17 protein-coding genes are annotated in these 14,470 nt (G+C 68.2%); 8 read left to right on the top strand and 9 right to left on the bottom strand.

The features are described 5' to 3' along the window. Positions 1–140: 140 nt before the first annotated feature. From Q1K09_RS11475 to Q1K09_RS11460, 4 genes are read right to left on the bottom strand one after another with little or no spacing between them, the layout of a single operon-like run. The gene (locus Q1K09_RS11475) at positions 141–1,487 is read right to left on the bottom strand and encodes a histidine kinase (protein WP_300345565.1); all 1,347 of its coding nucleotides are present in this window, start codon (positions 1,485–1,487) and stop codon (positions 141–143) included. Then, entirely contained in the window at positions 1,477–3,171 is a 1,695-nt protein-coding gene (locus tag Q1K09_RS11470) for a cation acetate symporter (protein ID WP_300345564.1), read from the bottom strand. Before Q1K09_RS11470 ends, Q1K09_RS11475 begins: the two co-directional genes overlap by 11 nt. Next, on the bottom strand, positions 3,168–3,506 hold the full coding sequence (locus tag Q1K09_RS11465) for a hypothetical protein (RefSeq protein WP_300345563.1): 339 nt from the start codon (positions 3,504–3,506) through the stop codon (positions 3,168–3,170). Before Q1K09_RS11465 ends, Q1K09_RS11470 begins: the two co-directional genes overlap by 4 nt. 9 nt (positions 3,507–3,515) lie before the next feature. Beyond that, entirely contained in the window at positions 3,516–4,076 is a 561-nt protein-coding gene (locus tag Q1K09_RS11460; RefSeq protein WP_300345562.1) for a hypothetical protein, read from the bottom strand. Positions 4,077–4,350: 274 nt separating this feature from the next. On the opposite strand from Q1K09_RS11460, the gene Q1K09_RS11455 reads away from it, so the two are divergent. From Q1K09_RS11455 to Q1K09_RS11435, 5 genes are all read left to right on the top strand, one after another. Then, positions 4,351–4,674, top strand: a complete 324-nt coding sequence (locus Q1K09_RS11455) for a DUF4212 domain-containing protein (RefSeq protein WP_300345561.1) — start codon at positions 4,351–4,353, stop codon at positions 4,672–4,674. Beyond that, positions 4,671–6,347, top strand: a complete 1,677-nt coding sequence (locus Q1K09_RS11450; protein WP_300345560.1) for a sodium:solute symporter family protein — start codon at positions 4,671–4,673, stop codon at positions 6,345–6,347. Before Q1K09_RS11455 ends, Q1K09_RS11450 begins: the two co-directional genes overlap by 4 nt. Positions 6,348–6,548: 201 nt before the next feature. After that, positions 6,549–7,355, top strand: coding sequence for a spermidine synthase (locus Q1K09_RS11445; RefSeq protein ID WP_300345559.1), 807 nt, complete (start codon positions 6,549–6,551; stop codon positions 7,353–7,355). Between the two features lie 19 nt (positions 7,356–7,374). Further along, positions 7,375–7,575: a hypothetical protein gene (locus Q1K09_RS11440; protein ID WP_300345558.1), complete on the top strand. Its 201-nt coding sequence runs from the start codon at positions 7,375–7,377 to the stop codon at positions 7,573–7,575. A 6-nt stretch (positions 7,576–7,581) separates the two neighbouring features. Next, positions 7,582–9,168: a sodium:solute symporter gene (locus Q1K09_RS11435; RefSeq protein ID WP_300345557.1), complete on the top strand. Its 1,587-nt coding sequence runs from the start codon at positions 7,582–7,584 to the stop codon at positions 9,166–9,168. Positions 9,169–9,248: 80 nt separating this feature from the next. Here the strand turns inward: Q1K09_RS11435 and Q1K09_RS11430 are convergent, their stop codons facing one another. The 3 genes from Q1K09_RS11430 to Q1K09_RS11420 form a co-directional block, all read right to left on the bottom strand. Then, on the bottom strand, positions 9,249–9,653 hold the full coding sequence (locus Q1K09_RS11430; protein WP_300345556.1) for a four-helix bundle copper-binding protein: 405 nt from the start codon (positions 9,651–9,653) through the stop codon (positions 9,249–9,251). 84 nt (positions 9,654–9,737) lie between these two features. Next, a complete protein-coding gene (gene cutA / locus Q1K09_RS11425) occupies positions 9,738–10,067 on the bottom strand; it encodes a divalent-cation tolerance protein CutA (RefSeq protein ID WP_300345555.1) in 330 nt (109 codons plus the stop codon). A gap of 129 nt (positions 10,068–10,196) precedes the next feature. Beyond that, the gene (locus Q1K09_RS11420) at positions 10,197–10,643 is read right to left on the bottom strand and encodes an SRPBCC family protein (protein WP_300345554.1); all 447 of its coding nucleotides are present in this window, start codon (positions 10,641–10,643) and stop codon (positions 10,197–10,199) included. Between the two features lie 95 nt (positions 10,644–10,738). Here Q1K09_RS11420 and Q1K09_RS11415 point away from each other — a divergent pair, with 95 nt between their 5' ends. Next, positions 10,739–11,935, top strand: coding sequence for an MFS transporter (locus tag Q1K09_RS11415; protein ID WP_300345553.1), 1,197 nt, complete (start codon positions 10,739–10,741; stop codon positions 11,933–11,935). Here Q1K09_RS11415 and Q1K09_RS11410 read toward each other — a convergent pair. Both Q1K09_RS11410 and Q1K09_RS11405 read right to left on the bottom strand, forming a co-directional pair. Continuing rightward, on the bottom strand, positions 11,859–13,250 hold the full coding sequence (locus Q1K09_RS11410) for a sigma-70 family RNA polymerase sigma factor (RefSeq protein ID WP_300345552.1): 1,392 nt from the start codon (positions 13,248–13,250) through the stop codon (positions 11,859–11,861). The two genes, Q1K09_RS11415 and Q1K09_RS11410, sit on opposite strands and share 77 nt — an antisense overlap. 18 nt (positions 13,251–13,268) lie before the next feature. Continuing rightward, positions 13,269–13,616, bottom strand: coding sequence for a YciI family protein (locus Q1K09_RS11405; protein WP_300345551.1), 348 nt, complete (start codon positions 13,614–13,616; stop codon positions 13,269–13,271). A gap of 237 nt (positions 13,617–13,853) precedes the next feature. On the opposite strand from Q1K09_RS11405, the gene Q1K09_RS11400 reads away from it, so the two are divergent. Beyond that, positions 13,854–14,084 (top strand): hypothetical protein, encoded by a 231-nt coding sequence (locus tag Q1K09_RS11400; RefSeq protein ID WP_300345550.1) that lies wholly within the window; start codon positions 13,854–13,856, stop codon positions 14,082–14,084. Continuing rightward, the coding region (locus Q1K09_RS11395) for a glutathione peroxidase (RefSeq protein WP_300345549.1) at positions 14,081–14,470 on the top strand (390 nt) is incomplete at its 3' end. The genes Q1K09_RS11400 and Q1K09_RS11395, both read left to right, overlap by 4 nt.

Genomic DNA, 14,470 nt, shown 5'->3' with positions numbered 1-14,470 from the left:
AGTGTAGAACCAGCAGACGTTCAGCCTCAGTTCGGCAGATGGTCCGGCGATCCAGTGCGCCGCGCGTGGGGACCGAGGTGGGGTTGCTGGGACGGACCAGCCCGCACGCGCGGGAGCACGACGGAGACTCGCCCGGCCGATCAGCGCAGCGGGACTGTCAGCTCCACCACGGTGCCTCCGGACTTCGGCCGGGAGATGGAGAGGTTGTAGCGGTCCCCGAACAGCGAGTCCAGCCGCTCGGAGATGTTCTGCAGCCCCACCCCAGCATGATCGGGACCGGTCAGCACTGCATCGGTGCTGCCGGTGATCCCATTGCGGGCGCTGAGCCGCTCCAGGGTCTCCGGGTCGATGCCTACGCCGTCGTCGGAGACTCGGATGGTGGTGGTTCTGGCCAGCGGATCCACCCGGGCCTTCAGCCGCACCGTGCCGCCCTCGGGCTTAGCGGCGATGCCGTGCTTGACGGCGTTCTCCACCAGCGGCTGAATGGTCAGCACCGGCACCCGGGAGGTCAGCACCTGGGGGTCGATGTCGTAGCGGACCTGCAGCCGCTCCTCGAATCGGGCCTGCTCCAGGGAGAGGTAGGTGCGCACAAAGAAGTACTCCTGCGCGAACTCGGCGAAGTGGCCCTCCTGCCGCACCGCGTAGCGGAAGAACTCGGAGAGCCGGAGCAGCAGCTCGCGAGCCTCCTCCGGCCGGGTGCGCGCCTTGGAGGCGATGGTGTTGAGGATGTTGAACAGGAAATGCGGGTTGATCTGGGCGCGCAGCGCGTCCAGCCGCGCGTGGGTGGCCAGCCGCCGCTCGCGGTCCAGGTCGGCCAGCTCCAGGTGCAGGGAGAGCATATTGGCCATGTCCTCCACCAGACGTTTGGGCGGGACCTTCCGCTGGGCCTGATAGACGCCCAGGGTTCCGACTACCCGGGATCCGATCCGCAGGGGCGCGACGACGGCACTGGTGAGTTCGCAGCTGGGTTCGCGGCAGCCCACCCCGGCCCGGTCGAGCACCACCTGGGTTCTGCCTTTGGCGATGGCCCGCGGCGCCGCCGAGGTGTACGTCTGCCCGCCGTAGCGGTGGTGGTCCGAGCCGGGGCCCACATAGGCGAGGATATCCTCGGTATCAGTGATGCAGACCGCGTCCCCGGAGAGCATCGGGCGCAGCAGCTCACAGGTGCGGCGGGCGGCATCAGCGGTCAGCCCCTGCCGCAGCGGCACCGAGCGTCCGGCCAGCTCCCCGACCCCGGACTCCCCGCGCTGCTCAGTTCGTGCCGACAGGCTGCGCGCCCCGCGCCGGGCCCGGCCGCCCAGGCGGATCGCCCCGCGGGGCCCGCGCAGCGCGGAGGGGTAGCCCAGCACCACCGCGATGCTCAGCAGCACTCCGATGCCCAAGGTGGGAAGCACCGGCAGCGGCGGGGCCACCAGCAGCTGGGTGATCACATAGACCAGGGTCCAGATCACCAGCACCGCTGCGGCCAGAACGGCACTACCGCGCACGACGTCGTCTCCTCTCCTCCACTGTGAGGGCCGCCAGCCGCTCGGTGTGCCGGTCTGCGGCGGTGCCGTGCATGATCACCCAGGAAGTGTCCGCATCGGCCGGGGCGCGGGTGCGCAGCGAGACGAGCACCGTGATCAGCACTGCCGCAGGGGCGACCACCAGGGTGGGGGCGGCCAGCAGCTCGCGCAGCGCCGAGGGCTGCAGGAAGCTGGCGGTGAGGAACATCGCCACCGCCAGCACTCCGCCGGTGAGCATTCCGGCCACGGCACCGGCAGCTGTGGTGCGCCGCCACCAGATGGCCAGCACCACCACCGGAGTCAGTGCCGAGCCGGCCACGGCGAAGGCCCAGGTCACCATGGTGGCCACAAGGGAGGGCATGGCTGGGGTGAAAGCGTCGGGGCGCAGGGCGATCGCCAGTCCGGCGGCAGTTCCGGCGGCTATCAGGGTGGTCAGCCGGCCTGCCCATACCGCCTGACGCTGGGTGGCCCGGGGGTTGATATGGCGTTCGTAGACGTCGTGGCCCCAGGTGGCGGCGGAGGCCAGAAGCAGGCCGGCCACAGTGGACATGGCCGCGATCAGGGCGGCGGCGGTCACTAGGCCCAGGCCGGCCTCGTCTCCGTAGATCCTGCCCAGCACCGGCAGGGCGTGTTCGGGGATGCGCAGCACGCCGTCCACGGTGTATTCGGCCAGCCACGGGTGGTCCTGCTGCGCGCGCGGGATCACCTCCCGGGCTGCGGTGCCCAGCATCACCGCCAGTGCGTAGAAGACGCCGATGAGCACCAGCACCCACACGGTGGTGGTGCGGGCCGCCCGTCCGGTGGGAGAGGTGAAGTAGCGGTTCATCACATGGGGCAGCCCAGCGGTGCCCATGGCTAGGGTCACCACCAGCGCCACCTGGCCCAGATGCCCGTAGCGGGTGCCGGCCTCACCGAAGACTGCAGGCTGGTCCGGCTGGATGTAGTTGGTCTCCTGGCTCAGCGCCCATTGACCTGCATCCTCATCGACCAGCTCCGGATTCGCCAGCGGCTGGCTGCTCAGCGCCTCCACCGCCTCGCCGTAGCGGAACCCGTCGGAGGTGACCACCACAGCCAGCCACACCAGGGCAAGGAACAGCAGCAGAAACTGCACCGCCTGGTTCCAGGTGGTGCCGCGCATCCCGCCGAAGGCCACGACGACGGCGATCACCGCCGTGGAGAGCAGCACCCCGGTGGAGTAGGCACTCAGTCCGCCGATGCCGTGGCCGACCAGCAGCTCCCAGGTGATGCCGCCGCCCACCGACTGCGGCACCAGGTAGCAGAGGATCACCAGCTGGACCACCGCCACCGAGGAGATCCGGACCGTGTCAGAGTTCAGCCTCCGGGCCAGGAAGTCGGCCAGTGAGAACTCTCCGAAGCGGCGCAGCGGCGCGGCCACCAGCAGCAGCACCGGCACAAACCCGGCGGCGAAGCCCACCGCGTACCAGGCGCCGTCGAGCCCGGAGACGTAGACCGCGGCGGCCACCCCCAGGAAGGAGGCCGCCGAGAGGTAGTCTCCGCAGATGGCCCAGGAGTTGGTGACCACGCCCACGCGCTGTCCGGCCAGGTAGAAGTCCACCGTGGAGGAGTGCCGCGGCCGGGTGATGAGACTGACGCCGAGCACAATGACCAGCACCGCCGCCAGGGTCACGATCGCGGTGGTGGTCATGTCTGCTCCGCATCCGGCTGCTGACCCAGGTTCTGCTGCTGGCCGAGCATGCGCGCCTCCACCGAGGAGCTCAGGGTGGCCGCGGCAATGCCGATGACGGCGAAGACTGCATAGAGCCCGACGCCGGCGGTCAGGAACGCGGGGCTGAGGTTGCGGATGACCCGTGCTTCGGTCCACCAGTCCAGCGCCATAGTGAGCACTGGGAAGGCTGCCAGCACCAGCAGGAACACGATGAAGTAGGTCACTGCGATGCGGCGCAGCGTGCGGAACGCGGCGTCGACCTCTGCGGGGGTGTCCTGGACCTCAGGTGAGCTGGTCTCGCCCTCGAAGCGCATGCATTGAGTCTATGCACCGGCTGCCGGGGCGGGCCGCCCCTGCTTGTGCATCGTCCAGGCGGCGCGCATCAGCACTACAGCGCCGCCGGCGGCCAGCACCAGGCCCATACCGGGCATGAAGGATCCCCATTGGGTCTGGGCGGAGGCGGCGAGGATGTTCCACACCTGCAGTGCGGCGATCGCACCGACCACCAGGCCCGGCACCGCCGCATGCGCGATGGCCAGCTTCCGTTTGGGGATAAACGCCCCGGCGAAGGCCAGGCAGCCCACGGACAGGGTGATGACTCCGGGGCCGTCGGTGCCGCGCAGGGCGAAGGGCTCGCCCATGATCTCCTGGACGACCATCACATAGACCCAGGGCAGGAAGGCGGAGACGATCATCATCATCCCGCCGATCAGCATGCTCCAGCTGCCGGGGTGGAAGACGCCGAAGCCGCGCCTGCTTCCTTCGCGCAGCCGAGCGGCAATGCCGGCGATCCCGCGGTCGGTGACCTCGGGGGTGGACGTGCGCTTCGCCGTCGTCGTCATGGTCATCTGCCTCGCGTGGTGGACATCGGTGATGACCTGCATCCTACCGAGTGAGCCGCATCACAGCCGAAGCGGATGGGGTGATCGTTGACGAATGGTCGAATGCGCGCTGCGAGCGGCAGTCTGAAGCTTGCGAGCGGTGGGCGGGGGCTGGCGGCGCCGTTCGACGGGCGAGCAGCGCCGCTGACAAAGACAGACCCGCCGTCCGGCAGGTTGCGCTTGTCTGTGAACTGCATCACATATTGGGTAGGGGTAGGCATTCGTGCCCGTCGGCGCGGATGCAGCATGTCCGATCACTGAAGAGGAGGAGTCTCCGATGTCCGATGTGACGCATGAGAGTCCGTCCAGCGGACCTCCGGGCGAGGATCTCAGCTGGCGGCAGCGGTACTGGAAGAAGAATGTGCGGTTGCTGGTGATTCTGCTGGCCATCTGGGCCGCGGTCTCACTGGGCGCCGGCGTGCTGTTCATTGAGCCGCTGAACAACATTGTGATCCTCGGCTTCCCGCTGGGTCTGTGGTTCGGCCAGCAGGGGGCGATCTACACCTTTGTGATCCTCATTCTGGTCTACGCCCTGTGGATGGACCGTATCGACGATGAGTTCGGGGTCTCCGAGCGCAATGGGGACGGTGAGCGGGCATGACCTCGATGCAGTTCTGGACCTTCTTCTTCCTGATCCTGACCTTCGGGATCTACATCTTCATCGCCTGGCGTTCGCGGGTGAAGGAGACCAAAGAGTTCTACGTCGCCTCCCAGGGCGTGCCTGCAGTCGCCAATGGTGCCGCGGTGGCGGCGGACTGGATGTCCGCGGCCAGCTTCATCGGCATGGCCGGCATGATCGCCTTCCTGGGCTCGGACGGCTCGGTCTACCTGATGGGCTGGACCGGCGGCTATGTGCTGCTGGCCCTGCTGCTGGCCCCCTACCTGCGCAAATGGGGCAAGTTCACCGTTCCGGAGTTCGTCGGCGACCGGTACAGCGACACCGTCCGTGTGGTCGCCGCGGTGTGCGCCATCGTCATCTCCTTCACCTATGTGGTGGGCCAGATGACCGGCGGCGGCGTGGTCTTCGCCCGGTTCCTGGGCCTGTCGGCCGAGTGGGCCGTGGTGGTGGCCGCCGTGGTGATCTTCTTCTACGCGGTGCTCGGCGGCATGAAGGGCATCACCTACACCCAGGTGGCCCAGTACATTGTGCTGATCATCGCCTACCTGATCCCGGCGGTGGCGGTCTCCCAGGCGATCGGCGGCTTCCCGATTCCGCAGGTCACCTACGGCACCATCCTCTCCGAGCTGGACGCCCTGCGGGTGGAGTTCGGCCTGCATGAGTTCATCGAAGCGTTCGCCGGTCGCGCCGGCGGTCAGCTGGACGTGTTCCTGGTGACGCTGTCCCTGATGCTGGGCACCGCGGGTCTGCCGCATGTGATCATCCGGTTCTACACCACCAAGACGGTGCGCGGAGCACGGTTCTCGGCGTTCTGGGCGCTGTTCTTCATCTCCCTGCTGTACCTGACCGCCCCGGCAGTGGGCGCCTTCACCAACCTGAACCTGCTGCGCGGCGCCCAGGAGGCCACAGCCGATAACCTGCCGGCATGGATCCAGCCGTGGTCCGACGCCGGCTATGTGACGGTCAGTGCAGGGGACGGCTCGATCGACACGGTGTCCAACAGCGCAGACTCCGGTGCCGACCTGATCGTCTCCAACGACATTCTGGTGCTGGCCAGCCCGGAGATCTCCGGCCTGCCGGCGCCGATCATCGGTCTGATGGCCGCCGGCGGTATGGCCGCCGCGCTGTCCACTGCGGCCGGTCTGCTGCTGGTGATCTCCTCGGCCGCCTCCCATGACATCTACTACCGGATGATCTCCAAGGAGCGCGCCTCGGAGAAGACGCAGATGCTGGTGGGCCGCCTGGCGATGACCGGTGCGGTGATCGTGGCGATCTTCGCCGGCCTGAACCCACCGGCCTTCGTGGCTCAGGTGGTCGCATTCGCCTTCGGCCTGGCGGCCTCGACCTTCTTCCCGATCCTCATCCTGGGGGTCTTCTGGAAGAAGGCCAACGCCACTGGAGCAGCGGCCGGCATGCTCACCGGTCTGATCTTCACCGGCGGGTACATGATCTACACGCTGGAGGTCTTCGGCACCAGCGCCAACGACCACATCTTCAACGTCTCCCCCGAGGGCATCGGCGCCATCGGCGCAGTGGTGAACTTCGTGGTGACGATTGTGGTCTCCAACCTCACGCGTCCGCCCAGCGAGCACGTGCAGGAGATGGTCGAGGAGATCCGCTACCCCCAGGCGCGCCGGCTCACCACCGGCTCCTGAGGGACCGCCTCCCCTCTGCCGCTGCGGCCCCGGTTCTGCTCAGAGCCGGGGCCGCAGTGCGTCGACCGCCGCCGCTGCGCTGGGCGAGTTCGCGCAAGCCACGACTGGTGCCTCCGCCGCTGCGCCTGCCGCCCCGCCGAGTCCGCGCAAGCCACGACCCCTCGGTATGCCCGAACCGAGGCAGCGCGGCAGAATGGCCCCATGGCGAGCTTCTCCCCACGATCTGTGCGGCTCAGTCGCTCCGGGCAGCTGGCCGAGCTGCGCCCGGACACCCTCACCGACTCCGGAATGGTGCTCACTGTCGGCGGTGCTGAACAGTCCCACGTGGAGCTGGACGACCCCAGCTTCCTGCTGCACGACTACCTGCGCCGGATGCGCTCGGTGCTCACCGCCACCTGTGGTGACTTCCCCGGCGGACATCCGCGCACCCTGCTGCACCTGGGAGCCGGAGCCCTGACCCTTCCGCGCTGGGTTCAGCACCGCTGGCCGACCACTGTCCAGACCGTGGTGGACTACGAGCCGGAGCTGGTCGAGTTCGTGCTCAGCGCCGCACCGATGCAGCCTCCTCCGGAGGTGCTGACCGCCGATGCCGCCGAGGTCTTCCACGGGCCGCTGGCCGCCCGGGAGTTCGACGTCGTCGTCGTCGATCTGTACAACTCCGCTCAGGCTCCCGAGTCGCTGACCTCCACGGGGTTCTTCACCGCGGTGCGGCAGGCCGCCGCGGCAGGCGGGCTGGTGCTGGTGAATTTCGGCGACGACGCCGGGATGGACTTTGCACGCCGAGTCGCCCGCACCATGATCGAGTCCCTGGGCGGGCCGCAGTGCGGACTGCTCAGCGCCCCCGATGGGGTGATCGCCGCACGTGAGGAGGGGAATCTGGTGTACGCCGCCCGTCCCGGGTCCGGCTTCAGCGAACAGCAGCTGGGCCAGATCTGGGCCGCCGGCCCCCATCCCGGGGAGGTGCTGACCGGTGAGGAGCTGGCCGCCTGGGCGCCGCCGCACCGCTGATCTGCCGTATCCTGTCCCAATGCACCAGACTCACTCGCCCCACCGGTCCGCGCCGTGGCTGCTGGCCACCGTGCCGCTCATCATGGTCCTGATGTTCGTTGTGCCGTTCACGCTGCTGCGGAACGTAGATGCCTGGTACGGCAGCCTCACGTTCTGGGCGGTGGCCACGATGGTGGTGATCGGGATCAATGTGGTCCTGTCCCGCCGGTGGGAGGACTGAGCGACGATGACGACAGGCTGGATCTGGACTGGTGTGTCCATCTACGTGGTACTGGCGCTGATCGCGGCGGTGATGTCACGGGCGGGAAGGTCCACCTCCATGGCGGACTACTTCCTCGGCGGGCGGCGCATGGGCGGATTCGTCTCAGCGATGAGCTACAGCGCCACCACCTACAGCGCCTTCATGATGATCGGGCTGGCCGGGCTGACTTATGCAGGCGGGGTGGGGGCCCTCGGATTCGAGCTGCTCTACCTGTGCGGCGTGACCCTGGTGCTGGTGTTCGGTCCGCGTTTCTGGCGGGTCGGGAAGGCATTCGGATTCGTCACGCCGACAGAGATGATCGGCCACCGCTACGCCAGCCGCACCGCAGGGGCTGTCACCGCGCTGGCCAGCTGCATCTTCCTGATCCCGTATGCCGCAGTGCAGCTGGCTGGGGTGGGCTATCTGCTCAGCGGAATGACCGACGGCGCCGTCGGCTTCACCGAAGGCACCGTGCTGGCAGTGGTGCTGGCGCTGATTTTCGCGCTGGTGGCGGGGCTGCGCTCGGTGGCGTGGACCGACTCGCTGCAGTCAGTGGTGATGATGCTCAGCGCCACACTGGTGGTCATTGTGGTGATCTGGCAGCTCGGCGGCGTCTCCGGATTCTTCGACGGCCTGGCTGAGCAGCCCGGCGCACTGAGCGTACCCGGAGAGGGCTATTTCACCTTCAGCACCTTCCTGGCGCTGACCCTGCCATGGATCTTCTTCTCCATCTCCAATCCGCAGGTCAGCCAGCGGCTGTTCACGCCGAACTCCCTGAAGGACCTGCGGCGGATGCTCATCGGCTTCCTGATCTTCGGGTTCATCTACACCGTGGTGGCAGTGCTCTGGGGTTTCGCCGCACGTCTGGAGTTCCCGGACCTGGCATCCAGCGATATGGCCACACCCACGCTGCTGGGCTCGGATCTGGTGCCCGCTCCCCTGGCGATCATTGTGATGATCGGAATTCTGGCCGCATGCGTGTCCACCATCGACTCGATCATGCTCACGCTCTCCTCCATGGTGACCCGCGACGTCTACCTGCCGCTGAGCCGCGCCCGCCGACGCGGCGCCGACGCGGACCAGCATCACCAGACCAGCCCGGCGCCCTCCGAGACGCCGAACGACGCCGGCGCAGCACCCCAGCGCACCGAATCCCGCCAGCTGATGCTGGGCAAACTGGTGCTGCCGGTGATCGCGCTGCTGGCCTATGGGTTCGCCCACCTGCAGCTGGACCTCATCGCGGTGCTCTCAGTCTCCGCCTCAGCGGGACTGCTGGTGATGGTGCCGCCGATCGTCGGCGCCTTCTTCTGGCGCGGCGGCACTGCCGCGGGGGTCATCTCCTCGGTGGTGGTGGCCGGATCCCTGGTGCTGGTGCTGGAGTACACCGGCACCCGGCTGCTCGGCCAGGGCAGCGGTGTCTGGGGCCTTCTGGTGGCGACTGCGCTGTTCGTGGGGGTCAGCCTGGCCACCCGCGCGCCGCGCCAGCGGGCCCAGGAGTTCATCGCAGCCTCTGGGGGCAGCAGCAGGGCACGGTCCGCGGCAACGGCAGCGCCTCAGAACTCTCCCAGCTGACGGAGATACCGCGGACGGCGTGGGCACCCGCCCGGCGACGGGCAGATACCCCCCTGCGGCGTGCCGCCCGCGGCAGACCCTCAGGTCAGGGCGGCGAGCAGATCCGTGCAGGCCTGCTCACATCGGCGGCAGGCCTCGGCGCAGATGCGGCAGTGCTCGTGCATCTCGGCATGCTGCTCACATTCGGCGGCGCAGGCGCTGCAGGCGGTCCGGCAGGCTTCCAGCACCGCCTGCACCAGGGTGGGGCTGCTGCCTGCCTGGCGGCTGAGGACCGCCGCAGTGGCGGCACAGATGTCCGCGCAGTCGAGGTCTGTACGGATACATGTCCGAAGATGGTCGACACTCTGCTCCCCGAGGCAGGCATCCGCACAGATGCGGCAGACCTGCGCACATGCGCTGGCGGCCTCGAGCGTCTCGGTCAGCTGCCTTTCCAATTCCTCCTTGCGGCCGGGATGGGTCTGAATCATCTGAGTCACAGATGACATACCGAACCTCCTCTGCGACACATTGTCCTCGCGCCCCATTTAGGGACTACGGGTGGGTCACGCTACTCTCCGCACGGTGGAGTCTCAAGGATTGGAGTTGATGCTTTCAGCAACCCACTGCAGGTATCCGGTGCTGCCGTCGATGATCGGCAGCACCACCATCTCCGGCTCCTCATAGCTGTGCTGCTGACGCAGCAGCCGGAACAGACCCGCGACGGCGGCCGACGTCGTCTTGATGCTCAGCAGGTACTCCGGGTCCTGGTGGGTCTGCCCCTGCCACCGGTAGACGCTGCGGATCTCGCTGACCTGCACACACGCCCCCAGCTGCTGCTCGACGACGGCAGAAGCCAGCCGCTCAGCCTCCTCCGCTGAATCAGTGGTGGTCTGCACCATCACGAAATCCGTTGATGTCATCTGCGTGTCCATCCCTTCAGTGTGGCTGATCGGGTGCGGGCCGTGGCCGCTGGACACTCGGGCGCTCATCGCCCAGCGCATGGTCCGGACCGTCGTGCAGCCCGCTGGGAACTCGGGCCGGCAGAAGCGTCAGCGGTCTTCGGCCAGCTCCCGCAGCCTGGCGATAGAGGCCTCCAGCATCTGCTCCGAGGTGGCCTGGGCCCGCTTCAGCCGCTGCGGGTCGTCCAACTCGCTCCAATCGTAGGTATGAGTGACCACGGTGTGGCCGTCGTCGTCCTCTTCCAGCTCCCAGCGCCACAGGTGCCCCGGCTGCGGCTGCCCCACGGCCGAGGGTTTCCAGGCGATGAGTCGGTTCTGCTCGAACTCCACCACGTGGTTCTGCCGCACCTGATCATTGGTGAGCTCCATGGTGAAGACCTCCCCGACGGTGCGGACCCGCTGACCGAGCTCGGCGGAGCTGAGATTGGCGTTGCCGTCCCACTCCGGCTGCCGCGCGGGGTCGGCGATGAGGTCGAAGACCTTCGCCGCCGGCGCGTGGATGATGCCCTGGGCACTGACGATTTTCTGCTGGCTCATGAGGTGAAGAGTACTCCCCACAGACCCGGGACCCGCACCGGGGGGGGCGGGCGGTACTTTTGCGCGGGCCCAGCTCACGCGAAAGACTTACCTGCATGCACGCCCCCTCCCTTCCGCGCCGCGCCCGGCTGGCTGCCACGCTTGCTTTCGCCACCAATGGCGCGCTGCCGGCGTCCCTGCTGGCCCGTTATGCGGAGGTGAAGGAGGCGCTCGACGTCGGCTCCGCGGTCTTCGGTCTTCTGGTGGCGGGCTATGCCGCAGGCGGGTGCCTGGCGGTGCACCTTCCGGGCGTGATCTCCCGGTGGCTGGGGGTCCGGCGCGCCGCGGCCTGGGGCACCGTGTGGATGGGGGCAGCCCTGTCACTGGCTGCCGCCGGCGCAGCCGCGGGAAGCTCGCTGCTGGTGCTGACTGGCCTGCTACTGGCCGGCGGCGGGGACGCCGTGGTGGACGTCGCCCAGAACTCTCAGGGCATTCGGGTGCAGCAGGTCTATGGGCGCTCTCTGCTGAACTCCATGCACGCAGGCTGGAGCGTGGGCGCCGCAGTCGGCGGAGCGGCCGGAACGGCAGCCGCTGTGGCGGGCGTTCCGCTGGAGTACCACATGCTGATCTGGGCGGCGGTGTGCACGGCAGCCATGTGGACAGCGGGCCGAGGCTTCCTCCCGGAGCCGTCCGAGTCCGGCACGGCGGGGCTGACTGCATCAGGCACTGTCCGCACTCCCGGGCGGCGTGCCGCCCTCATCCTGATCCCCGTGGCGTTCGTGGCGCTGGCCGGCTTCTCAGTGGAGGACATCGGCAACAACTGGTCCGCAGTGCTGCTGGCCGGGGAGCGGGGAATGCCGGCGGCCTCCGCAGGCATCGGACTCACTGTGCTGCTGGGCGCTCAGTTCATCGGGCGGCTGCTCGGGGACCGAGTGATCGACCGGCTCGGTGATCGCGGCGCACTGCTGCTCAGCCTGTCCGCGGTCGTCGTCGGGCTGCTCTCTGCGGCGTGGGCACCAGAGATGATGCTGACACTGGCGGGCCTGGCGCTGGCCGGCCTGGGGTGTGCAGTCACGGTTCCGATCGCCTTCGCCCGCGCTGATGCAGTGCCGGGGCTTCCCGCCCACAGCGGTGTGACCTGGATCAGCTGGACAATGCGCACTGTCTCGATCGGGCTCAGCCCGGCCATCGGTGCGGCCAGCTCCGCGTTCTCGCTGCCGCTGGCGATCACCGGTATCACCCTGATCGCCGTCGCCGCCCTGGGGCTCCACCTGCCGCGGCGCCGGCGTCCAGATCGGACAGGGCAGCCGTGAGGTAGTCCGCCTCCGCCTCATTGCCCGGCAGGGCCAGCGCCCGGCGGTACGCGGCGGCGGCAGCTGGGTAGTCCTCCAGCTCTTCGAGGGTGACGGCGCGGGCTACATGGAAGGGGCGGTAGCGGTCTAGGGCGGGATCGGCTGCCAGCTCATCCAGATGGGCCAAGCCGCGGCGGGGACCGTGGGCCCGGCCTTCCGCCACAGCGCGCCCCAGCCGCACCACCGGCCCCGGCTGGTAGCCCTCCAGAAGTCGGTAGAGCACCGCGATCTGCGGCCAGTCAGTGTCTTCGGAGGTCGGCGCCTCCGCGTGCACCGCGGCGATCGCGGCCTGGACTGCGTAGCTGCCTGCTCTGGGGGAGGCTGCCGCGGACTCGGCCGGGGCTGTGCCCTCGGCGATCAGTTCTGCGTCCCAGAGCCGCCGATCCTGATCGGAGAGCGGCACCGGCCGGTGGTCGGCATCCAGCCGTGCTGCGCGGCGCGCTTCGGTGAGCAGCAGCAGCGCCAGCAGTCCGGTTGTCTCCGCTGATCCGGGCAGCAGCTGGTGCAGGATCCGGCCGAGGCGCAGCGCTTCGCCGGTGAGATCATCCCGGATGTGTGCCGAGCCGGCGGTGCGCGCGAATCCTTCGGCATAGATCAGGTAGATGACCCGTTGGACGGCCCCCAGCCTTTCGGCGATGTGCGGCCGCTGCGGGGGCTCGAACCGGATGCCCAGGGCGCGTATCCGCTTCTTGGCTCGCACAATGCGCTGCTGCATAGTCGGCACTGAAACCATCAGGGCATGGGCGACTTCACTGGTGCTCAGCCCAGCCACAAATCTCAGGGTCAGCGCCAGACGATCCTCGGCGCGGAGTTCGGGATGGGCGCAGGCGAAGAAGAGACCCAACCGATCGTCGGGCACTCTGGGATCCTCCGACTCCCCCACCAGGTCTGCCGGATCTGCGGCCCATTCGGCGCTGGGTTCGGCGGCCTGCTGCAGTCGCAGCCGCGGCAGCGCCCGGTCCAGGGCCGCGCGTCTGCGGACGGCGTCGAGAGCCTTGCGGGAGGCCGCGGTGCTCAACCAGGCCGCAGGCACGCGGGGAACCCCGGTGCGGTCCCAGGTGCGCAGCGCCTCCGCATACGCCTCCTGCATGGCGTCTTCGGCAATATCCAGGTCGGAGAAGCGCCGGGCCAACCGCGCGATGATCGCCGCCTGATCACCGCGATCGATGTTTGCCAGCGCCGCGGCAGCAGTTCTGGGCCTGGCTGAAGCGCTGGGCACGGCTGCGGAGCCGGAGAGTGCAGCCTCCCCGGCTCCGCGCGCCTGAGCCTCTGACACGGGGTCCTCTTCCTCGGCTCAGTAGGGTGCGACTGGTCGCACCTCTACATGCCCACCGGGTGCTGAGGCGGGACTGCGGCGGGCCCACTCGAGGGCCTCGTCCATATTCGCCACGTCAATGATGTAGGCCCCGCCCACGAACTCCTGCACCTCGGCGAAGGGACCGGTGGTGACCACGCGCTGTGCGTCGTCGTCGCTGCCCACCCGCGCTCCCTGTTCGGGATCCTCGAGCGCGAAGGAGGCGACGACCACGCCTGCCTCGGTGATCTCTTTGTCGAAGGCGAAGAACTCCTCCGGGTCGGCTCCGCCGTCTTCACCGCATGCGGGATCGTTGGTGTGCCCCATCAGCAGCAGTGCGTATTTCATGATCTCTCCCTTGGTTGTCCCCGGTTGGTGACCGGCGCGGGCCGGTGATCCCCGGGGGATGGTGCCGAACCGGACGGCCCGACACCATGATGACGTAGGGACATTCACCAGATCGACAGTTCAGGTGAAACTCATTTCAGCGCTGACTGGATGAGACTCAGCCCGTAGGCTGGCCCCATGGACAGGTCGCTGGGGATGTGAATCGGCATCGGTGTCGCGCTCGGCACCGCCTACGGCATGCTGTTCGACAACCTCGCCCTCGGCATGGGGATGGGCATCACCATCGGAGTCGCCATCGGCGCCTCCACCTCATCCGGGAAAGGATCCGAGGAGGATTCCGACGACGTCGACCAGGACTCCGAGGGCTACTCAGATCCCGAGGATGACCCAAACCCCGGCGACAACCGAGATCCCGACGACGACCCAAACCCCGGGAGCGGTCCAGAACCCGAGGACGACCCAAGATGACTGCACTGGGAGACTTCACCGCCCGGACGCTCCAGGGTGAGGACACGGCGCTTTCCGAATTCGACGGCGACGTCGTCCTGATCGTCAACACCGCCTCCCAGTGCGGGTTCACCCCGCAGTACGAAGGACTCCAAGAGCTCTACTCGACGTACCGGGATCGCGGCTTCACAGTGCTGGGGTTCCCATCCAACGAGTTCGGCGACCAGGAGCCGGGCACCAGCGCGGAGATCGACCAGTTCTGCCACGTCAACTACCAGGTGACGTTTCCGATGTTCGAGAAGGTCACCGTCAACGGCCCTGACGCTCACCCGCTCTACCAGTGGCTGAAGTCCCAGCAGAAAGGTCTCTTGGGCGGCCGCATCAAGTGGAACTTCACCAAGTTCCTG

The organism is Nesterenkonia sp. (assembly GCF_029265375.1).
Lineage (GTDB): Bacteria > Actinomycetota > Actinomycetes > Actinomycetales > Micrococcaceae > Nesterenkonia.
Note: the sequence above shows the minus strand (reverse complement) of the source record. Positions and strands in the feature narration are given on the sequence as shown.